Origin of the sequence: Sphingomonas sanxanigenens DSM 19645 = NX02, from assembly GCF_000512205.2 — a bacterium.
Classification (GTDB): Bacteria; Pseudomonadota; Alphaproteobacteria; order Sphingomonadales; family Sphingomonadaceae; genus Sphingomonas_D; species Sphingomonas_D sanxanigenens.
Genome location: NZ_CP006644.1, coordinates 2,076,347 through 2,097,039 on the forward strand (window position 1 = coordinate 2,076,347; position 20,693 = coordinate 2,097,039).

The following is a 20,693-nucleotide window of genomic DNA, read 5'->3' on the forward strand; positions in this document are numbered from 1 at the left end:
TGCGAGGATGGCAACCCCCGATTTCACACTGCGAACTGTTCCATCGTGATGCGGTCGTCGAGCGCATGTTCGGGATCGAACAGCAGGCACAAGGCGATGGTACGATCGATCTCAACGACAACGCTCTCGACGTCGCGAACCTCGCGCTGGTCGGCCACGGCGCTGACCGGGCGCTTGACCGCGTCTAGCACGCGAAAACGCGTCCGGGCGCGGTCGGGCAGGATCGCGCCGCGCCAGCGGCGGGGGCGGAAGGGGCTGATCGGGGTGAGCGCAAGCATGCCCGATCCCAGCGGCAGGATCGGCCCCTGCGCCGAAAGGTTATAGGCGGTTGAGCCTGCAGGCGTCGCGACCAGGACGCCGTCGCAAACGAGTTCCTCGATCACGATCCGGTCATTGACTGTGACTTCGAGCTTGGCCGTCTGCCGCGTTTCGCGCAGCAGCGAGACTTCGTTGATCGCCGGCAGTTCGACGACCTCGCCATCCACCGTCGTCGCCGTCATCCGCAGCGGGGCGACGCTGAACGGGCGCGCGCGGGCCAGCCGTTCCTCCAGCCGGTCGGGCTGCCATTCGTTCATCAGGAAGCCCACGGTGCCGAGGTTCATGCCGTAGACCGGAACGATCCGGCGGCGTTCGAGCATTGTGTGCAAGGTCTGCAGCATGAAGCCGTCGCCGCCGAGCGCGATGATCAGGTCGGCTTCCGTTACGTCCACCCAGTCGCGCCGCGCGCTGAGCGCGCTCGCGGCGCCGCGGGCGGCATCGGTAGGCGAGACGACCAGTGCCCGCCGTGGCTGATCGCTCATCCGCCGGTCACGCTCATATGACGCGCCACTGCCGGTGTGGCGGCGCGGCGATCGATGCGGAAATCGTGCGCCCGCGGCTTCAACCGCAGCGCTTCGTCGATCGCGGCGTCGACCGCAGCGATCCCGCCATTGCGGTAGGCCGCCTTCAGGTCGACGCGATCGTCATGCCCGAGGCACATGTAGAGCTGTCCTTCGGTGGTCAGCCGCACGCGGTTGCAGCCGTCGCAGAAATTGTTGGTGAGCGGTGAGATCAGTCCCAGCCGCGCGTCCAGTTCCTGAACGCGCCAATAGCGCGATGGGCCTCCCGTGCGGTAATCGTCCGGCACCAGCGTGTAGCGCTCGCGCAGGCGATCGGTCACTGCGGTCAGCGGCAGGTAGCGGTCGACGCGATCCTCGTCGATGGCGCCCAGCGGCATCGTCTCGATCAGCGACAAGGTGAAGCCGCGGTCGGCGCACCAGGCGAGCATCGGTTCGATCTCATCCTCGTTGACGCCCTTCAGCGCGACCATGTTGATCTTGATCCGCAGCCCGGCGGCGACGGCGGCATCGATGCCCGCCATCACCCGCGCGAGATCACCCGTGCGGGTGATCGTCCGGAAACGGTCGGCATCGAGGCTGTCGAGGCTGACATTGATGCGGCGCACGCCGGCAGCGGCGAGCGCCTCGGCATGCTCGACGAGGCGGGTGCCGTTGGTCGTCAGCGTCAGTTCGTCCAGCCCCTGCCCGAGATGGCGGCCGATCCGCTTCGCCAGTTCATCGACGCCGCGGCGCACCAGCGGTTCGCCGCCGGTCAGGCGGATCTTGGTAACGCCGCGGGCGATGAAGCGGTCGGCGATCAGCGCGATCTCTTCCAGGCTCAGCAGCGCCGATCGCGGCAGGAAGGTCATCGCCTCGGACATGCAATAGCGGCAGCGCAGGTCGCAGCGGTCGGTCACCGAAATGCGCAGATAGGAGATGCGCCGGCCGAAAGCATCGGTCAGCTTCTGGGTCCCGTCGGTCAAGCCAGTCTCCATCGCCACGTGCTAGGCCTTCATGGCATCCGCAGCAAGCGCCGTCACGGCAACATGCTTTGGCGCCCACTGGCGCAGCACCAGCTTCCTGCTAAGCATCCTGATAATGGGCATACCGAGATGAATCCGCAATCTCCGCCGGCGGTTCCTGCTGCCATATTGTTGCTCGTCGCTCCGGATGGCGGTGAGGATTTGGCGGAGATCATCGTCGCTGCCGGGTGGCATGTCATGCCTGCCCGATCGGGCGATACGCTCGACCGGCAGTTTCTTGCCAGCGGAGCGACGGTTGCGCTGGTCGACGGACGCGGCGTTTTCGAGGCAGGGCTGACGGCGGTCAAGGCGCTGGCGGGCGTGGTCGAAGCCGATGGCGGGGCGTTGCTGCTCCTGATCGATGACGTGGATCTCGATGCGCTCGATCGCGTCTTCGCGGCGGGCGCGACCCATTATCTGCACGAACCCTTCGATGCCCTCGAACTGACGCGGATGCTCGGCTTCGCGGCGCGCCATGTCGGCCGGCTGAGGCATGGCGCGCGGGGCGGGGCGGGTCGCCGCCATCCCGAAAACGGGCTGCCCGATATCGCCTTCGTGCGGCGCTGGCTCGATCGCCGTATCGCCGATCGCACGCAGACCAGCGTGTTGTTCGTCGCCCCCAACCGCTTCGAGGTGGTCGCCACCGTGCATGGTGCCGAAATTGCCGAGCGGCTGAACGCGATGATCGCCGATCGCATCTGCCAGGTGGTCCAACGGCGCGGGATCGTCGCGCACCTCGAAGGTGCCGATTATGTCGTCCTCATCGACCCCGAACCGTCGCTGGAGCGGACGAAACTGCTTGCGCTCGAGATTACCGAGGCGGTCGTGAAGCCCTTCGTGGTCGATGACGTGCCTATGGTGTTCGGCTGTCATGTCGGCGGCACGCATGTCGAGCCGGGCGATGACGGCGGCCTCAACGTGCTGCGCCGCGCAGGCATCGCGCTTGCCGCTGCCCGTCTCGAGCAGAGCGGTTCGGTGCGGATGCTGAGCGGAGCGCAGGCGGTCGCGGTGACCAGGGAGACGCGGCTTGGGACCGACCTCAGCCGCGCCATCGACCGCGATGAGGTGGAGGTGTTGTTTCAGCCACAGGTCGACCTTGCCACCTGCGCGATCGTCGGCGTCGAGGCGCTGGCGCGCTGGCGGCATCCCGAACATGGCGAACTGGGCGCCAGCACCTTGTTCGCATCGGCCGAGCGGGCGGGCTTCCTGCTGCCATTATCGGTGCATGTGCAGGCCAAGGCCATGCGGCTCGCAGCCGGATGGCGCGCGCCGCTCGACCGGCTGCGCCTGTCGGTGAATGTGACATCGGCCGACATCGCCCGGCCGGCATTCGCTACTGGGCTGCTGGCGATGGCGGCGGATGCGGGCTTCCCGGCGAACCGGCTGACCGCCGAAGTCACCGAGAGCGGCCTCATCAAGGATTTGCCGGCGGCGGCCACCGCGCTCGCGGTTTTGCGCGAAGCAGGGTGCCGGATCGCGATCGACGATTTCGGCACGGGCTATGCGAGCCTCGGCTATGTGAAGGCGTTGCCGCTCGACTATCTCAAGATCGACAAATTGCTGATCGACGACATCGCCCGCGTCGAACGCGATCATCTGCTCGTCCGCGGGATCATCGGCATGGCGCAGGCGCTGGGGTTGACCGTAGTTGCCGAAGGCGTCGAGGATGAGGCGCAGCGCGCGCTGCTGGCGGCGGAGGGCTGCGATCTCTATCAGGGCTTTCTCTGTTCGGAGCCCGTCAATCCGGCGGCGCTGAAGGCGTTGCTCGACCGCAATGGTTGAAGGTCGCCGCAGCCGAAGGTCATTGAACATGGAAAGTTGGTTGCATATACGAAAGTCATAGCCTGCGCTGGACGCGGCTGCCGCAGCCAATGAGAGGATGTCACGGATGGATATGTCGGTCGTCACCTGCGTGGAGCCGGGCCGGCTTTCGCTCGAGAACCGGCCGATGCCGGAACGGGCTCCGGGGCAGGCGTTGCTGCGCATCCGCCGTGTCGGCGTGTGCGGCACGGATTATCATATCGTCGCCGGTAAGCAGCCCTATCTCAGCTACCCGCGCGTCATCGGCCATGAACTCGCGGCCGAAGTGATCGAGGTCGATCCCGGCAGCGCCCTGGTGCCGGGCATGACGGTGAGTGTGCTGCCCTATCTGGCCTGCGGCACCTGCATCGCCTGCCGCCGCGGCAAGCCCAATTGCTGCGTGCGGATCGAGGTGCTCGGCGTCCATCGCGACGGCGGCCTCGCCGAATATCTTGTGGTCGAAGAACGCTATGTGATCCCCGCCGAGGGGCTGAGTCTCGATCAGGCGGCGATGGTCGAATTCCTCGCGATCGGCATGCACGCGGTGCGCCGCGCGCAGGTGGGCGCCCAGGATCGCGTGCTGGTGGTCGGGGCGGGGCCGATCGGCCTTGCGGTCACCCTGTTCGCCAAGCAGACCGGTGCCGCAGTTACGGTGCTCGACGGCAACCGCCGTCGTGCGACCTTCGCGGTCGACAAGCTGGGCGCCGTGCGCGCCGAGGTGCCGGGTGACGATCTGCGCGAGCGGCTGTCGGCGGCGACCGACGGGGATTTCTTCGACGTGGTGTTCGATGCCACCGGCAATCCGGGGGCGATGGAGGCGGGTTTTCTCCATGCGGCGCATGGCGGACGCTATGTGCTGGTTTCGATTGTGTCGGCCGAGATCACGTTCAGCGATCCGGAATTCCACAAGCGTGAACTGACCCTCATGGGCAGCCGCAACGCAACCGCGGAGGACTTCGCGGCGGTGATCGATGCGATCCGCAGTGGCGTGGTGCCGACCCGGGATCTGCACAGCCATGATGTGACGCTGGCGGAACTGCCCGAGCGGATGGGGGAATGGATGCGGCCCGAGACCGGGGTGATCAAGGGGATCGTCAGGATCTGAGCCTTCGCCACCCTTGCGGCGACAGGCCTGGGGATCCCAACACCTCCGCTTGGAACGAATGGCCGGGGGCAGGGCGAAACGAGAGGGGAAAGGTGCGCTATACCGTCGCCTTCCGCCGCCGCGGCTTCGGCGCGGGCGGCGGGACCGCCGGTTCCGCCACATCCCGCTCCGCCCATCCGAGCCCGTGCGAGATCTGCCGGCCTGCGGCCATCAGCGCGTCGCGCGCGGCTTCGAGCGTCATATGCTCGGTGCCGTCGATATAGTTGAGGAACGGGATCGTCAGCGCCGCCGCCGCCCGCCCGTCGAAGCCGAAAACCGGCACGCTGATGTCGGTCACCGCGTTCGTGCGGGCGCTGGGCGCGGTTTCGTAGCCGCGCTCGCGGATCTCGGCGGCGCGCCGTTCGATCTCGCTGCGGTCCTTCGCCTTGATGCCGGGGATCGCATCCATCATCCGCTCGCGCAGATCGGGGGTGGCGTAGGAGAGGAGGATGCGGCCGGAGCAACTCGTCAGCAGATTGACCTGCGTGCCCAGCCGCAGCGAGAAGGCGGTGGGGCCGGGCGCTTGTTCGCGCAGCACGCACAGGCCGTGGCCATCGGCCGCGACGACGAGGTGGCAGGATTGGCCGGTGCGCTGGATCAGCGCGCGCGCGATCGGGGCGGCGACATAGGTCAGTTCCTGTGCCGGTGTCGCGCGGTGCGCGAGTTCGAGCATCTTGTAGGTCACCGAATAGCGGTCGCTGTCCGGATCCTTGGCCAGCCAGCGGCGCTGCTCCATCACGATCATGATGCGGAAGATTTCGCTGATCGATCGTCCCAGCCGCTGCGACATCTCGGTGATCGTCAGCCCTTCGGGTGCGAGCGCGAGCTGTTCGAAGATGTCGAAGGCCTTTTCCAGCGCGGGCGCCGAATAGTCCCTGGTCTTGCCGGCTGCCGTGCCGCCCCGTCGTCCTGCCATGGCAATGAGCCTAGGAGGCGACTGCGGGCGTTGCAACCGTGCCCGCATGGCGCGCTCGGCCGATCGCGAGCCCGAACAGCGTCACCACCACGAAGCAGAGCAGGGGCAGCCCAAGCGCGCCTTGCAGCCCGGCGCCGTGGCTGAACCACCCCATCAGCGGCGGCAGGATCGCGCCGCCGACGATCGCCATGATGATGAACGATGAACCCACTGCGGCATCGTGGCCGAGGTCACGGATGCCCAGCGCGAAGATCGTCGGAAACATGATCGACATGAAGAAGCTGGTGAGCGCCAGCGCGGTGATCGCGATCGCGCCGCCGGTGATCATCGCCACCACCACGAGCAGCGCGGCGGCGACGCCGAAGCCTGCCAGCAGCCGCGCCGGCGCGATCCGCGCCATCAATGCCGCGCCGAGGAAGCGGCCGATCATGAACAGCGCAAGGCTGCCCGAGAGCAGATAGGCGGCGGTGCGCTCCGGCGTGCCGGGCGACTGTTCCTTCACGAAATCGACGAAGAAGCTCCAGATGCCGACCTGCGCGCCGACATAGAAGAATTGCGCCACGATCGCGCCGATCAGCACGGGCGAGCGGAGCAGCCCGCTGCGCGGAGCGGTCTCGGCCGCCTCCGCACCGTCCTGCCGGGGGTCGGGCAGCTTCACCCGTGCCATTGCGAAGGCGACGAGGATGACGACCGCGGCGAGCACGAGATAGGGAAGCTGCACCGTCCGCGCTTCGCTGGCGCGATAGGCTTCCAGCGCCGCGGGTGACATCGCCGACAATGCGCCGGTATCATGTTCGATGCCGGAAAAGATGAAGAGCCCGCCGAGGATCGGCGCCAGCACCGCACCGAAGCCGTTGAACGCCTGCGCGAGGTTGAGCCGCTGCGACGCGCGGGCGGGATCGCCGAACGCGACGATATAGGGGTTGGCAGCGGTCTCCAGCGTCGCGGCGCCGGCGGCGAGCACGAACAGCGCGGCGAGGAAAGCGCTGTAGGCGCGCAACTCGGCGGCGGGGTAGAACAGCAGCGCGCCGGTCGCATAGAGCGCGAGGCCGACAAGGATACCGACGCGATAACCCAGCCGACGCATCATCAGCCCCGCCGGCAGCGCCACGAGGAAATAGGCGAGGTAGAAGACGAACTGGATGAAGCCCGCCTCGGCACGGTTGACTGCCAGCGCCTTCTGGAACTGGCGGATCAGGATGTCGTTGAAATTGTTGGCGAGCGCCCACAGGAAGAACAGGCTTGTGACCAGTACGAACCCGGCGACATGGCCGGGCGTCACGAAGCGACGCCCCCCCGCGGCCTGCCGGCCATCTGCCCGTTCGCCCGTCAGGATCGGGTTCAGCGCCATTCGACAACCTCTCTTCCGTTCTGCCCTCCGATTCTACGATCGGTTCGGTGCCTGTCCTACCATCTCGTGGCCGCGCGAGAATGACGCTTGCGCAGCCACGGCTTCATAACTAGGCTTCCACATATAAAAGTTACTGTCAAACTGTTGCTGAGATCGCCCAGCCGCCGTTTCATGGGGAGCCGGGGCGGCGGCGCGCGAGAGGAGTTCCAGTGAGCGACCATTCCGGCCTGACGCGACGCGACGCCCTCATTGCCACGTCCAGCGCCGCGGCGACGATCGCGTTGACGCCCGGTGTGTCGGCGGCGGCACCGGTCGCGTCGGCGACGGATATGCTGTGGTATCGCCAGCCCGCCGCCGAATGGGTCGAAGCACTGCCGATCGGCAATGGCCGGCTGGGCGCGATGCTGTTCGGCGGGATCGACCAGGAGCGCATCCAGCTCAATGAGGACACGGTGTGGGGCGGCGGCCCCTATGATCCCGTCAACCCGGCGGCACGCGAGGCACTGCCCGAGGTGCGCCGCCTGATCTTCGCCGGCGAGCATGACGCTGCGGATGCGCTCGCGAAGGAAAAGCTCATGGCGGTGCCGCTGAGCCAGATGTCGTACCAAACGGTCGGCGATCTGCAGCTCGTGGTGCCCGGCGCCGATCCGGCGGCGGCGACCAACTATCGCCGACACCTCGATCTCGATGCCGCGCTTGCCGGCGTCAGCTACACGATCGATGGCGTCACCTACACGCGCGAAGCGGTCGCGTCGCCCGGCGATCAGGTGATCGCCATCCGCCTTACCGCCAGCCGGCCGGGCAAGGTCGCGTTCGATCTCGGCGCCAGTTCGCCGCAGAAGAATTTCGCAGTCGCTATCGAGGGCGGCGATACGCTGGTGCTGGGCGGCCGCAACGGTGCCGACAATGGCATCGCCGGCGCGTTGCGGGTCGAGGCGCGGGTGCGGGTGATCGCGAAGCGCGGCACGGTGCGCCTAGGCGCGGGGCTGATCAAGGTGCGCAGCGCGGACTCAGTGACCATCCTGATCGCGATGGCGACCAGCTATCGCCGCTTCGACGATGTCGGTGGCGATCCGGCCGCGATCACCAGGGGGCAGATCGCGGCTGCCTCCGGTCGCGGCTTCGATCGCATCGCCGCGGATACCGCCGCCGCGCACCGCGAGATCTACCGCCGCGTCAGCATCGATCTTGGGCGCAGCGTCGCAGCCGACAAGCCGACCGATGCGCGCATCCGCCAGTCCGAAACGACGGACGACCCGGCGCTGGCGGCGCTCTATTTCAACTACGGCCGCTATCTGCTGATCGGATCGTCGCGGCCCGGATCGCAGCCCGCGAACCTGCAGGGCATCTGGAATGAGAGCGTCCGGCCGCCCTGGGGCTCCAAATACACCGTCAACATCAACACCGAGATGAATTATTGGCCGGCCGAGCCGACCGCGATGCCCGAACTGATCGAGCCGCTCATCGCGATGGTGCGCGATATCGCGATCACCGGTGCACGTACGGCGCGCGACATGTATGGCGCGCGGGGCTGGGTGTGCCACCACAACACCGATCTCTGGCGGGCGACCGCGCCGATCGACGGGCCGCAATTCGGCCTGTGGCCGACGGGCGGCGCCTGGCTGTGCCTGCATCTTTGGGATCGCTACGACTATGGCCGCGACAAGGCCTATCTCGCCGCGATCTATCCGATCCTCTACGGTGCCAGCCTGTTTTTCCTCGATACGCTGGTGAAGGATCCGAAGACGGGCTGGATGGTGACCAACCCGTCACTGTCGCCCGAGAACAATCATGGCCGCGGCGCGACCTCGCTGTGCGCCGGGCCGACGATGGACATGCAGATCATCCGCGACCTCTTCACCAACACCGCCGACGCCGCCCGCATCCTCGGCCGGGATCCCGCGGATGTGTCGGCGCTCGATGCCATGCGCGCGAGGCTCGCGCCCGGCAGGGTCGGTGCACAGGGCCAGTTGATGGAGTGGCAGGAGGATTGGGACGCGGGGGCGGAAGATATCCATCACCGCCACGTTTCGCATCTCTACGGCCTGTTCCCAAGCAACCAGATCGATGTGGACCGCACCCCCGAACTCGCCGCTGCGGCGAAGCGATCGCTGGAGATCCGCGGTGACAAGGCGACCGGTTGGGCGACGGCGTGGCGCATCAACCTGTGGGCGCGGCTGCGCGACGGCGACCATGCCCATGCCATATTGCGCTTCCTGCTGGGGCCGGAGCGCACCTATCCGAACATGTTCGATGCGCATCCGCCGTTCCAGATCGACGGCAATTTCGGCGGCGCCTCCGGGATCGTCGAGATGCTGATGCAGAGCCTTGGTGATGATATCCTGCTGCTGCCGGCGCTGCCGCGCGCCTGGCCCAGCGGATCGTTGACGGGGCTGCGCGCACGCGGCGCGTGCGGCATCGACCTTAGCTGGCGCGACGGCGTGCTGGCCGAGGCGCGGATCCGGCCGGACATCGACGGAAAGCGCACCGTGCGTTGCGGCACGGCGAGGCGCACGCTCGATCTGCTCGCAGGACGGCCGGTGGTGCTGCGCGGACCCGGACTGGCGCTGGGCTGACATGATCATCTTCACGGGAACGGAACGACAATGAGATTATCGGGCAAGACGGCCGTGGTGACCGCCGCCGCCGCAAGAATCGGCCGCGCGGCCGTCGAGCGTTTCGTGGTGGAGGGCGCGACGGTCCATGCCGTCGATCGCGACGGCGCCGGGCTGGCGACCCTGCATGGCGTGCAGACCCATGTCGCCGACCTGACCGACAGGGCGGCAATCGCGGCGCTGGTCGAGGCGACCGGGCCGGCCGACGTGCTGCTCAATGCCGCAGGCATCGTCCATGCCGGCACCGCGCTCGATTGCAGCGACGAGGATTGGGATGCGGCGTTCGCGTTGAATTCGACCGCGATGTTCCGGATGATCCGCGCCTATCTGCCTGGTATGATCGCGGCGGGCGGCGGATCGATCATCAATGTTTCGTCGGTCGCTTCCTCGCTGATCGGGGTGCGCAACCGCTGCGCCTACGGCGCCAGCAAGGCGGCGGTGATCGGGCTGACCAAGGCGGTCGCAGCGGATTATGTCGCCCAGCGCATCCGCTGCAACGCGATCTGCCCCGGCACGGTCGAATCGCCCTCGCTGCTTGCCCGCGTGCAGGCGGTGGCCGATGCGAACGGCACCTCGTTCGACGAGGCCTATGCCGGCTTCGTCGCGCGCCAGCCGATCGGCCGTCTCGGCCGCCCCGAAGAAATCGCCGCCGTCGCGCTGCATCTGGCCGAGGACGACAGCGCGTTCGTCACCGGTACCACCGCCGTGATCGATGGCGGATGGACCGTCGAATGACCCGTATCACCGCTCTTCGCACTGCCGATATCCGCTTCCCGACCAGCCTTGCGCTGGACGGATCGGACGCGATGAACCCCGATCCCGATTATTCGGCCGCCTATGTCATCCTCGAAACCGACCAGCCGGGGCTCGAGGGCCACGGCCTGACCTTCACGATCGGCCGCGGCAACGATATCTGCGTCGCCGCGATCCGTGCGATGGAGCATCTCGTCGTCGGCCTCGAACTGGATTGGGTGCGTGCGGATCCGGGCCGGTTCTGGCGGCACGTGACCGGAGACAGCCAGTTGCGCTGGATCGGTCCGGACAAGGGCGCGATCCACCTCGCGACCGGTGCCGTGGTCAACGCGGTGTGGGATCTGTGGGCGAAGGCGGAGGGCAAGCCGGTGTGGCAGCTCGTCGCCGACATGAGTCCGGAGGAAATCCTTCGCGCGATCGACTTCCGCTACATCACCGATTGCATCACCCCCGAAGAGGCGCTGGCGCTGCTGACCAAGGCGGCGGACGGCAAGGCCGAGCGGCGCGCGCGGCTCGAGGCGCAGGGCTATCCCTGCTACACCACCTCGGCGGGCTGGCTCGGTTATTCGGACGAGAAATTGCGCCGGCTGGCGACCGAAGCGGTGGATGCCGGTTTCAACCATATCAAGCTCAAGGTCGGGCGTGACCTCGACGATGATGTCCGCCGCCTGCGCATCGCGCGCGAGGTGCTGGGGCCGGACCGTCGGCTGATGATCGACGCCAACCAGATCTGGGAAGTCGGTCAGGCGATCGAGTGGGTCAACGCGCTCGCCTTCGCCGATCCGTGGTTCATCGAGGAGCCGACCAGTCCGGACGATATCGAGGGCCACCGTAAGATCCGCGAGAATATCGGGCGGGTGAAGGTGGCGACCGGCGAGATGTGCCAGAACCGCATCATGTTCAAACAGTTCATGATGCGCGGCGCGATCGACGTGGTGCAGATCGACAGCTGCCGCCTCGGCGGCGTCAACGAGATTCTCGCGGTGCTGCTGATGGCTGCCAAGCAGGGCCTGCCGGTCTGCCCGCATGCCGGCGGTGTAGGACTGTGCGAGTATGTCCAGCATTTGTCGATGATCGACTATCTCTGCTTCTCGGCGACGACCGAGGATCGGGTGATCGAATATGTCGACCATCTGCACGAGCATTTCGTCGATCCGTGTATCATCCGCGATGCGGCCTATATGCCGCCGACGCTGCCCGGCTTCTCGATCGAGATGAAACCGGAGTCGATCGCGCAGTATCGGGTGGACAAATGAGGCTGGGGCTCGACGGCAAGCTGGTGATCGTCACCGGCGGCGGCGCCGGCATCGGCGCCGCCATCTCGGAGGTGCTGGCGGAGGAGGGGGCGATCCCCGCGATCATCGGCCGCAGCCCGATCGACGGCGCCTTCGCCGAGCGACTGGCCGCCTTGTGCCCGGACTATCTGTTCGTACAGGCCGATCTGGTCGACGATGCGGCGTGCGCGCAGGCAGTTACGGAGATCGTCGCGGCGGGCCGCGGCATCCATGGGCTGGTCAACAATGCCGGCGCCAACGACGGCATCGGGCTGGAGGCGGGGACGGCGGCGTTCACCGCCTCGGTGACCGCGAACCTCGCGCATTATTACGGCATGGCGCATCACTGCCTGCCGCACCTGCGCGCGAGCCGCGGCGCGATCGTCAACATCTCGTCGAAGACCGCGGTGACGGGGCAGGGCAACACCAGCGGCTATGTCGCCGCCAAGGCTGCACAACTCGGGCTCACCCGCGAATGGGCAGCGGCGCTGCTCGGCGACGGCATCCGCGTCAACGCAGTGCTGCCGGCCGAGGTGATGACGCCGCTTTACGCGCGCTGGCTCGACAGCTTCGACGATCCCGAGGAGCAACTGCGCGTGATCGCCGACCGCATCCCGCTGGAACGGCGCATGACGACAGCGCGCGAGATCGCCGACACGGTGGTGTTCCTGCTGTCCGAGCGCAGCAGCCACACGACGGGACAATGGGTGTTCCCCGACGGCGGCTATACGCATCTCGATCGAATGCTGGCCTGACCTTCAGCCAGCCGCCGGAGCCCAATCCGGCGGGGCGAGTTCGAACCCCGCGAAGTCGAACCCGGGGGCGACGACGCAACTGACCAGCGTCCAGCCGCCCTCCGGCGCGGCTGCCTGCCAGGCGTGGGCGGGCACCACCGCCTGCGGGCTCTCGCCCGCGAGCACGTCGCCGCCCATCCGCACCGTGCGGACCGGGCCCGCCGCGCTGTCGGCGAGCGAAAGGGTGAGCGGCGCGCCGGCGTGCCACAGCCAGATCTCGGCAGCATCGACGCGATGCCAGTGCGAGCGCTGCCCGGCCTCGAGCAGGAAATGGATCGCGGTGCCCGCGGTGCGGACGCCAGGTTCGGCCGGCGCCCGCCACGTCTCGCGATACCAGCCGCCTTCCGGATGCGGCGCAAGGCCCAGCCGGTCCACGATCGCCCGCGCGCTCTCATCCATCGCCTGTCCTCCATCCTGCCGGTGTTCGCGCGCCTTATGGCGCGCGAACACCGATGTTTGAAGGCCTTGGCGCCTCAGAAGAAGTAGCGCACGCCCGCGGTCACCGCGGTGCTGTGATACTTGGCCTTCAGCGTCGAATCGAGCGTGCCGGCGCTCTGGTTGAAGCGCTCCACCTGATGCGTATCGACATGCAGGTAGCGCACGTCGGCGGTCAGCGCGAAGCGCTCGGTGATGTCCACCGAGACGCCGCCGATCGCCTGCAGCGCGAGGCGGCCGGACTGGTTGGTGGGGATCAGGATCGTCGGGCCGGCGGCGGCGACATTATATTGGATGTTATAGTCGATGTTGGCCGCGCCGAAGCCGCCGCCCGCGCTGAAGCGCACGCGCTCGAGCAGCTTGGGCGTGTCGTAGATCAGGTTGGCCATCACCGTCGTCACCGACTTGCGGCCCTGCAGCAATTCGCGCTCCTGCCCGTTGAGGATCAGGCGGCTGACCGAATTCTTGCTGGCGGCGATTTCAGCCTCGGCGCGAATGCGGCCCCATCCTGCATCCTTGACCACCGCGCCGAGCACGGCGCCACCGATCACGCCGTCCTTGGTCGGCGATTCGATCACGCGCGGCAGGCCGGTGAGCGTCTCGCCGCGGAAGGTTTGGTCCTCGCCGAAGCGATCACCCACGAAGATCGCGCCATAGATCTGCCCGTCCTCGGCACGTGCGGGTGCCGCGGCCATAGTGGAAAGAACCAGGGCGGACAAAGTGAGGTTGAGAAGGCGCATCGATAATCCCTTTTCTTGGTCGGTTGCCGCGTGCGTCGCGGCTGAACTCTCAATCGATTGCGCACCTTTCATCCGTGTCACTGAAAACAGCTTGTTGATTTCAGAGGAAATATTCAGAAGACTTATGTCTCTGCAAATCTCTGCCGGATCGCATGCGCATGCGAATGCTCGGTGAGCGAGCGCGTGCCGAGACCCTGACCGCCATCGATCGCAAGGCACTGGCCGGTGATCCAGCCGGCCTGCGGCGATGCGAGAAAGAGGATGGCCGAGGCGATCTCGTCGGCGTCGGCGAGGCGGCCCCGCGGAATGTCCCTCACGGTCGTCTCATAGATCTGCGGCACGCGATCGCGCACCGCATCCCAGATCGCTGTGTGCGTCGATCCCGGAACCGCGCAGTTGATGCGGATGCCGTCGGCGGCATGGCGCAGCGCCGCGCTCGCGGTGAAATGCTCGATCGCCGCCTTCATCGCGCCATAGGCGAAGCGCTGCGGATCGGGGCGCCGCGTGACCACCGAGGAGGTGAGCACGATCGCCGCCATGCGGCTGCGACGAAGATGGGAAACGGCATGCGTAACGACGCGGACGCTGCCCATCAGGTCGGTCTGGAACGCGGCGTCCCAATCCGCCTCGGTCTCGCCGAGCGTGAGGCTCGATGCGCAGTTGATGACGACGTCGATACCGCCCATCGCCTCCGATGCCGCGGCTAGAAAATCGGCCACCGCGGCGCCCGAACGGACATCGCAGCCGGGCAGGGGCGGTTGCGGTTCCACCCCTTCCAGCACGCCATCGCCGCGCCCGCCGGTGACCACGGTCGCGCCGCGCGCCAGCAGGCCGGTGCGTACCGCCCGGCCGATCCCGCGAGTGCCGCCGATCACGACCGCTCGCAGATCGACCAGATCTTTGGCGGCAGACGGTACGAAAAGCATGGGCAGGCTCCTGCAACTGTAGGCAAGGTGCGGCTGCTGCCGGGCGCGGGCTACGCGCGCATGTCGGGCGTGACGGGCCGCTGTTGCTGCCGTAACCGAGAGGCCGGGCCTACCGCCGTAACCGCGCGGCGGCGCGACGTAGCGCGCCGGTAGCCGCAGGGGCCGAGACGGGCAGGCCGACCAAGGAGAGTGCCATGGACCTAGCCCCGCCCCTCGCCAGCGACGCTCGCGATCTCGAGACCGCGCTGCGCGACCTGCCGATCGACCGGATCGACGTCGCCCAACCGCGCCTGTTCGAACTCGGTCTTGCCGAACCTTATCTGGAGCGGTTGCGGCGCGAGGCGCCCGTCCATCATTGCCGCGACGGGGTTTTCGGATCCTATTGGTCGATCACTCGCCACGCCGAGATCTCCGCGATCGAACTGGATACCGAGCGTTTTTCATCGGACCATTTCAACGGCGGCATCACGATCCGCTCCTCGGCGACGGACGAGGAATTCCTGCCCTCGTTCATCGCGATGGATCCGCCCGCGCACACCGCGCAGCGCCGGGTGGTGGCGCCGGCATTCGCGCCGCGGCAGGTTTCCCTCATCGCCGATCAGGTGCGGGCCTGGTCGCAGGAGATCCTCGATGGCCTGCCGATCGGCGAGACGTTCGACTGGGCGGATCGCGTCTCGATGGAACTCACCGCGCGCACGCTCGCCTGGCTGCTCGGTTATCCGCAGGAACGCGCGCGTGATCTGATCCACTGGTCGAACGTGATGGTGTCGATGCCCGGCGCCGGTGTCGTCGCGACGCAGGAGGAAAAGCTGCGGATCATGCGCGAATGCTTCGGGACCTTCGAAGCGATGTGGCAGCGCCGTCTGGCGGAGCCGGGCGGCGATGACCTGATCTCGATGCTGGCCGGCGGCGCGGAGACGCGCGACATGTCGCGCCCGCTCTTCTACGGCAATATCGTGCTGCTGATCGTGGGAGGCAACGACACGACGCGCAACAGCCTCAGCGGTAGCGTCGTCGCGCTCGACCGCTACCCGCGAGAGTTCGCCAGGCTGCGCGCCGATCCTTCATTGACGCGCAATCTGGCGAGCGAGATCATCCGCTGGCAGACGCCGCTGGCGCATATGCGCCGCACGACGACCTGCGACGTGGAGGTCGATGGGCAGATGATTCCGGCGGGGGAGAAGGTCGTACTCTGGTATCTTTCCGCCAATCGCGACGAGACCGTGTTCGAGGATGCCGGACGCTTCATGCTCGATCGGCCCAATGCCCGCCGGCACCTCTCCTTCGGCACCGGCATCCACCGCTGCATCGGTGCGCGGCTCGCAGAACTGCAGGTGGAGATTCTGTGGCAGGAGTTCCTCGCCCGGTTCCGCACCATCGAACTGGCAGGTGAGCCGCAACGGACCTTTTCGACCTTCGTTAACGGCTACACGACGGTGCCGGTCCGGATTTCCAGATAAAGCCCCGGTCCGCATGTCGCGGGAAAGGGCTTTGGCCATCACGTCACGGCCCCGCGCACACGGAACTGCGGATCGTCCCAAGCCCGCCGCTCCATCACGTCGCCGAGGATCTCCACAGCCCGCCAGACATCCTCGAACCGGGTATAGAGCGGCGTGAAGCCCATCCGCAGCACGTCCGGCGCGCGGAAGTCGCCGACGACGCCGTGCGCGATCAGCGCCTGGCAGATCGGGAAGGCCTGATCGTGCGCGACGGAGACATGGCTGCCGCGGCGTCCGGCGTCGCGCGGCGTGATGAGGGTGAAGCCGTGGCCCGCGCAACGTGACTCGACGCCGGCGATGAACAGGTCGCACAGCGCCGCCGACTTGGCTTCGAGATCCGCCATCGCCACGTCGTCGAAGCAGGCGATGCCGGCTTCGAGTGCGGCCATCGCCACGATCGGCGGCGTGCCGCACAGGAAGCGGCGGATGCCGGGCGCCGGTGCATAGGCATCGTCGAATGCGAAGGGCGCGGCATGGCCCATCCAGCCCGACAGGGGCGATTCGAGCAGGCCGTGATGGCGTTCGGCGACGAAGAGGAAGGCCGGCGCCCCGGGGCCGCCGTTCAGATATTTATAGCCGCATCCTACCGCGAGATCGGCGTTGCTGCCGTTGAGATCGACGGCGACCGCACCCGCGCTGTGGCTGAGATCCCAGAGGGTGAGCGCGCCGCGCGCCTGGGCGGCGACGGTGATCGCAGCCATGTCGTGGCGGTGCCCCGACTTGTAATGGACATGCGTGAGCAGCACGACCGCGGTGTCGTCATCGATCGCATCGACCAGCGCCTCCGGGGCGGCGATGCGCAGTTCGACCCCCACCGTCGCGGCGACACCGCTGGCGACATAGAGGTCCGTTGGGAAATTGCCCGGCTCGGACAGGATCGTACGACGGCCGGGGCGCGCGCGGCATGCGGCAACGGCGAGCTTGAAGATGTTCGCCGATGTGGAGTCGGCCACGATCACCTCATGCGATGCCGCGCCCACCAGCGTCGCGATGCGCGCGCCGAGCCTTGCCGGGGCATCGATCCAGCCATGCATGTTCCAACTCGCGATCAGATGCTCACCCCATTGCCGGGTGACGAGATCGGCAACCGCGCCGGCGGTGCGCCGCGGCAGCGCGCCCAGCGAGTTGCCGTCGAGATAGATCACCCCCTCGGGCAGCGTGAAATCGGCGCGACGGTCGCGCAGCGGATCGGCCGCGTCGAGCGCGCGTGCCTCATCGAGTGTCGGAAACGCGGTCATGCCGCTGCATAGGGCGGACGCGCATCGCGCGTCCATCATGCTCAGCGCGTCAGCAGATGCGTTTCGAGGGCGGCGATGAACGCGCGGACCTTGCCGGGCACGAAGCGCGTCGTCGGCTGTACCGCCCAGATCGCCAGTGGCGCGATCTGCGCATCGCTCAGCGGCAGGGGGATCATCCGCCCCGCCGCGACCTCGTCGTGCGCATCCCAGGAAGCGAGGCTGACGATGCCGAGCCCTTCGAGGCATGCACGATGCAGCGCTTCGAAGGAACTGGAGGTGAAGCGGCCGGATACGCGCTGGCGGACCGGCTTGCCATCGACGAGAAAGCGCCAGTGGGCGACGTCGGTGGCACGCAGGCATTCGTGCTTCGCGAGGTCTGCCAGTGTCCGCGGCACGCCGGCGCGTGCGATATAGGCGGGCGCTGCATAGAGTGCGCGGGGGCTGTCCGCCAGCTTGCGGGCGATCAGGCCGCTGTCGCGCATCGGTGCGATGCGGATGGCGAGATCGAGCCCCTGTGCCACGATATCCACGATGCTGTCGGTAAGCATCAGATCGATGCGGACGGACGGGTTGGCGGCGAGGAATCCGGGCACCATCGGCGTTACCACCTTGCGACCGAACGGCAGCGATGCCGTGACGCGCAGCAGCCCGGATGCACCTGCGCCGGCAGGGCGGATCGCGCCGAGCGCCTCCGCTTCATTCTCGAGCATCGCCTGCGCATAGGGCAGGAAAGCCTCACCCTCCGGCGTCAGCGACAGGGCGCGGGTGGTGCGGTGGACCAGCCGGGTGCCGAGCGCGGTTTCGAGCGAGGCGAGCCGACGCGAGGCGACCATCGGCGCGACGACCAGCCGCCGCGCGGCGCTCGCAAGGCTGCCCGCACGCACTGCCTCCACGAACACAGCGACCTCGTTGAGGTCCATTATATCGCTCCCCGATATGCCGGCCTACCGATGTCGCTCACTACAGCGGAAAGCGTGACCCGCCTAGATGCGCTGCAACACTTCGGACAGAGAGTTTCCCCGATGACCCAGGCCCTTCACGACGATCCGCTTTTCCGCCCGCTTCAACTGGGCGCCATCGCGCTCCACCACCGCGTGGTGATGCCGCCGCTCACGCGCCAGCGTTCGTGGCAGCCCGGCGACGTGCCGCATGCGATGAACGCGATCTATTATGGCCAGCGCGCCAGCAGGGGCGGGTTGATCATCACCGAGGCGACCAACATCACCGAGCAGGCACGCGGCTATCCCGCGGCGCCGGGCATACATAGCACGGCGCAGATCGCCGGCTGGCGGTTGGTGACCGAGGCGGTGCACGCCAAGGGCGGCCGCATCGTCCAGCAGCTCTGGCACACCGGGCGCATCTCGCACCCGACGATGCAGCCCGGCGGTACCGCGCCAGTCGCACCCAGCGCGGTGCTCCCCGAGGGGCTGTCGCACATCGATGCCAGCGGCGAACCGGCCGACCTCGTCTTGCCGCACGCGCTGACCAAGGATGAAATCGACGGCATCGTCGCCGATTTCGCGCAGGCTGCGCGCAACGCCCGCGAGGCCGGGTTCGACGGCGTCGAGATCCATGGCGCCAACGGCTATCTGATCGACCAGTTTTTGCAGGATTCGAGCAACCGGCGTGAGGATGGCTATGGTGGCTCGATCGCCAACCGTGCGCGCTTCCTGCTCGAAGTCGTCAATGCGGTTGCCGCAGCATGGTCGCCGGATCGGGTCGGCGTGCGTCTTTCGCCTTGGGGTACGTTCAACGGCATGGGCGACAGCGATCCCGCGAACCTCTATGCCCATGTCGGCACCGAACTCGGCCGTCGCGGCCTCGCCTATCTCCATGTGGTCGAACCGCGCGCGGACCAGACCAGCGACGTCAACGCCATCGATGCCTCCGCGGCGGATGCGGGCAAGCTGCTCAAGCGCAATTTTCCCGGTGCGGTGATCTCGGCCGGCGGCTATGTCGGCGACACCGCGCGTGCCGCGATCGAAGAGGGAAGGGCGGATGCGATTGCGTTCGGACGCCTGTTCATTGCCAACCCCGATCTGCCGCGTCGCCTTGCCGAGCACGCCGCAATGAACCGCTATCACCGCCCCAGTTTCTATGGCGGCGCCGAGCGCGGCTATATCGACTATCCGACGCTCGACGCGGTCGCCGACGCCGAACAGGTCGCGGCGTGAGCAGCGCCGGCACTGCGCCCATGCCGACCGTCGGCATGGGGCGCGGGCTGACCTTCGCGATGGCCGCGGCGTGCGGCCTCGCAGTCGCCAACATCTATTACAACCAGCCGATGCTCGGCGTGATCGGGCACGAACTGGGCGATGGGCTGATCAACCTGGTGCCGACCGCAACCCAACTGGGCTATGCGGCCGGCCTTTTCCTGTTGGTGCCGCTGGGCGATCTGCACGAGCGGCGCTGGCTGATCATGCTCCAGTTCGGGCTGCTCGCCGTTGCGCTGGCGGCGGCGGCGGTCTCGCCCAGCGCGACCATGCTGATCCTGGCCTCGGTGATCGTCGGCGCGGCGGCCACCGTCGCGCAGCAGATCGTGCCCTTCGCCGCCCATCTCGCGGCGCCGGAAAGGCGCGGCGAGACGGTGGGCGTCGTTATGTCCGGGCTGTTGTGCGGCATATTGCTCAGCCGCGCGCTCGCCGGACTCGTCGCCGTGCAGTTCGGCTGGCGGGCAATGTTCTGGCTGGCGGTGCCGGTGGCGCTGGCGGCCGCGGCATGGATGGGATCGCGGCTGCCACGCGGCGCGCCCGATATGCAACTGAGCTATCCGGCCTTGCTCCGCTCGATGGTGGCGCTGTGGCGCGAATTTCCGGCATTGCGGCTGGCGGCGATCACGCAGGCGCTGATGTTCGGCGCCTTTTCGGCCTTCTGGTCGATGCTTGCGCTGCATCTGGCCGAGCCGCGCTTCGGCTTTGGCGCCGACATTGCGGGGCTGTTCGGTGTGATCGGCGCGGTGGGCGTGCTGGCGGCGCCTGTCGCCGGGCGAATGGCCGACAGCCGCGGGCCGCACGGCGCGATCCTGATCGGCGCCCTGCTCGCGCTCGGATCCTGGGCGCTGCTCGGGTTGTGGACCTCGATCGCGGGGCTGGTCATCGGCGTGGTGCTCCTCGACTTCGCGGTGCACGCCTCGCTCGTCTCCAACCAGCACATCGTCTATGCGCTCCGGCCCGAGGCGCGGGCGCGGATCAACACCCTTTTCATGGGCACGATGTTCATGGGTGGCGCGGCAGGATCGGCGGCCGCGAGCCAGGCATGGGCGCTCGCCGGCTGGAGTGGTGTCGCCGCGCTTGGTGTCATCTGTGCGATCGGTGCCGCGGGGCTGCAGATTTTCGCAAAGCGGTGAATGAGCCTCCTCCCGCTCGCGG

The 20,693-nt window shown here is 67.6% G+C and carries 18 protein-coding genes; 9 read left to right on the top strand and 9 right to left on the bottom strand.

Annotated features, from left to right (window positions below):
* Window positions 1-23: 23 nt before the first annotated feature.
* Window positions 24-800 carry an NAD kinase gene (locus tag NX02_RS09585; protein WP_025291975.1) on the bottom strand — a complete coding sequence of 259 codons (777 nt, stop codon included), beginning with the start codon at window positions 798-800 and terminating at the stop codon, window positions 24-26.
* On the bottom strand, window positions 797-1,813 hold the full coding sequence (gene moaA / locus NX02_RS09590) for a GTP 3',8-cyclase MoaA (RefSeq protein ID WP_025291976.1): 1,017 nt from the start codon (window positions 1,811-1,813) through the stop codon (window positions 797-799). Before moaA ends, NX02_RS09585 begins: the two co-directional genes overlap by 4 nt.
* A gap of 117 nt (window positions 1,814-1,930) precedes the next feature.
* Here moaA and NX02_RS09595 point away from each other — a divergent pair, with 117 nt between their 5' ends.
* Complete coding sequence (locus NX02_RS09595) at window positions 1,931-3,622, top strand: putative bifunctional diguanylate cyclase/phosphodiesterase (RefSeq protein ID WP_047099767.1); 1,692 nt, start codon at window positions 1,931-1,933, stop codon at window positions 3,620-3,622.
* A gap of 106 nt (window positions 3,623-3,728) precedes the next feature.
* Window positions 3,729-4,745 carry a zinc-binding alcohol dehydrogenase family protein gene (locus NX02_RS09600; protein WP_245648822.1) on the top strand — a complete coding sequence of 339 codons (1,017 nt, stop codon included), beginning with the start codon at window positions 3,729-3,731 and terminating at the stop codon, window positions 4,743-4,745.
* 97 nt (window positions 4,746-4,842) lie between these two features.
* Here NX02_RS09600 and NX02_RS09605 read toward each other — a convergent pair whose 3' ends face one another.
* The gene (locus NX02_RS09605) at window positions 4,843-5,700 is read right to left on the bottom strand and encodes an IclR family transcriptional regulator (protein WP_025291979.1); all 858 of its coding nucleotides are present in this window, start codon (window positions 5,698-5,700) and stop codon (window positions 4,843-4,845) included.
* Window positions 5,701-5,710: 10 nt separating this feature from the next.
* Window positions 5,711-7,051, bottom strand: a complete 1,341-nt coding sequence (gene fucP, locus NX02_RS09610; protein ID WP_084717679.1) for an L-fucose:H+ symporter permease — start codon at window positions 7,049-7,051, stop codon at window positions 5,711-5,713.
* A gap of 209 nt (window positions 7,052-7,260) precedes the next feature.
* Here fucP and NX02_RS09615 point away from each other — a divergent pair, with 209 nt between their 5' ends.
* The 4 genes from NX02_RS09615 to NX02_RS09630 are packed head-to-tail and all read left to right on the top strand — an operon-like array spanning window position 7,261 to window position 12,448.
* Entirely contained in the window at window positions 7,261-9,627 is a 2,367-nt protein-coding gene (locus tag NX02_RS09615; RefSeq protein ID WP_047099768.1) for a glycoside hydrolase family 95 protein, read from the top strand.
* A 30-nt stretch (window positions 9,628-9,657) separates the two neighbouring features.
* Complete coding sequence (locus NX02_RS09620) at window positions 9,658-10,401, top strand: SDR family oxidoreductase (RefSeq protein WP_025291981.1); 744 nt, start codon at window positions 9,658-9,660, stop codon at window positions 10,399-10,401.
* Entirely contained in the window at window positions 10,398-11,675 is a 1,278-nt protein-coding gene (locus NX02_RS09625) for an L-fuconate dehydratase (protein ID WP_025291982.1), read from the top strand. The genes NX02_RS09620 and NX02_RS09625 overlap by 4 nt, the downstream gene beginning before the upstream one ends.
* A complete protein-coding gene (locus tag NX02_RS09630) occupies window positions 11,672-12,448 on the top strand; it encodes an L-fucose dehydrogenase (protein ID WP_025291983.1) in 777 nt (258 codons plus the stop codon). Before NX02_RS09625 ends, NX02_RS09630 begins: the two co-directional genes overlap by 4 nt.
* A gap of 3 nt (window positions 12,449-12,451) precedes the next feature.
* Here NX02_RS09630 and NX02_RS09635 read toward each other — a convergent pair whose 3' ends face one another.
* The 3 genes from NX02_RS09635 to NX02_RS09645 all read right to left on the bottom strand — a co-directional run bounded on the left by NX02_RS09635 (window position 12,452) and on the right by NX02_RS09645 (window position 14,588).
* A complete protein-coding gene (locus NX02_RS09635; RefSeq protein WP_025291984.1) occupies window positions 12,452-12,886 on the bottom strand; it encodes a cupin domain-containing protein in 435 nt (144 codons plus the stop codon).
* 74 nt (window positions 12,887-12,960) lie between these two features.
* Window positions 12,961-13,662 carry an outer membrane protein gene (locus NX02_RS09640; protein WP_158013979.1) on the bottom strand — a complete coding sequence of 234 codons (702 nt, stop codon included), beginning with the start codon at window positions 13,660-13,662 and terminating at the stop codon, window positions 12,961-12,963.
* 122 nt (window positions 13,663-13,784) lie between these two features.
* Window positions 13,785-14,588 carry an SDR family NAD(P)-dependent oxidoreductase gene (locus NX02_RS09645; RefSeq protein WP_025291986.1) on the bottom strand — a complete coding sequence of 268 codons (804 nt, stop codon included), beginning with the start codon at window positions 14,586-14,588 and terminating at the stop codon, window positions 13,785-13,787.
* Window positions 14,589-14,782: 194 nt separating this feature from the next.
* On the opposite strand from NX02_RS09645, the gene NX02_RS09650 reads away from it, so the two are divergent.
* Window positions 14,783-16,048, top strand: a complete 1,266-nt coding sequence (locus NX02_RS09650; protein WP_025291987.1) for a cytochrome P450 — start codon at window positions 14,783-14,785, stop codon at window positions 16,046-16,048.
* Window positions 16,049-16,086: 38 nt separating this feature from the next.
* Here the strand turns inward: NX02_RS09650 and kynU are convergent, their stop codons facing one another.
* Both kynU and NX02_RS09660 read right to left on the bottom strand, forming a co-directional pair.
* Window positions 16,087-17,325 carry a kynureninase gene (gene kynU / locus NX02_RS09655; RefSeq protein ID WP_025291988.1) on the bottom strand — a complete coding sequence of 413 codons (1,239 nt, stop codon included), beginning with the start codon at window positions 17,323-17,325 and terminating at the stop codon, window positions 16,087-16,089.
* A 41-nt stretch (window positions 17,326-17,366) separates the two neighbouring features.
* Complete coding sequence (locus NX02_RS09660) at window positions 17,367-18,245, bottom strand: LysR family transcriptional regulator (RefSeq protein WP_025291989.1); 879 nt, start codon at window positions 18,243-18,245, stop codon at window positions 17,367-17,369.
* Window positions 18,246-18,347: 102 nt separating this feature from the next.
* Between NX02_RS09660 and NX02_RS09665 the strand changes: the two genes are divergently transcribed.
* Both NX02_RS09665 and NX02_RS09670 read left to right on the top strand, forming a co-directional pair.
* Window positions 18,348-19,499, top strand: a complete 1,152-nt coding sequence (locus NX02_RS09665) for an alkene reductase (RefSeq protein ID WP_025291990.1) — start codon at window positions 18,348-18,350, stop codon at window positions 19,497-19,499.
* Window positions 19,496-20,671 (top strand): MFS transporter, encoded by a 1,176-nt coding sequence (locus NX02_RS09670; protein WP_425424034.1) that lies wholly within the window; start codon window positions 19,496-19,498, stop codon window positions 20,669-20,671. The genes NX02_RS09665 and NX02_RS09670 overlap by 4 nt, the downstream gene beginning before the upstream one ends.
* Window positions 20,672-20,693 lie beyond the last annotated feature (22 nt).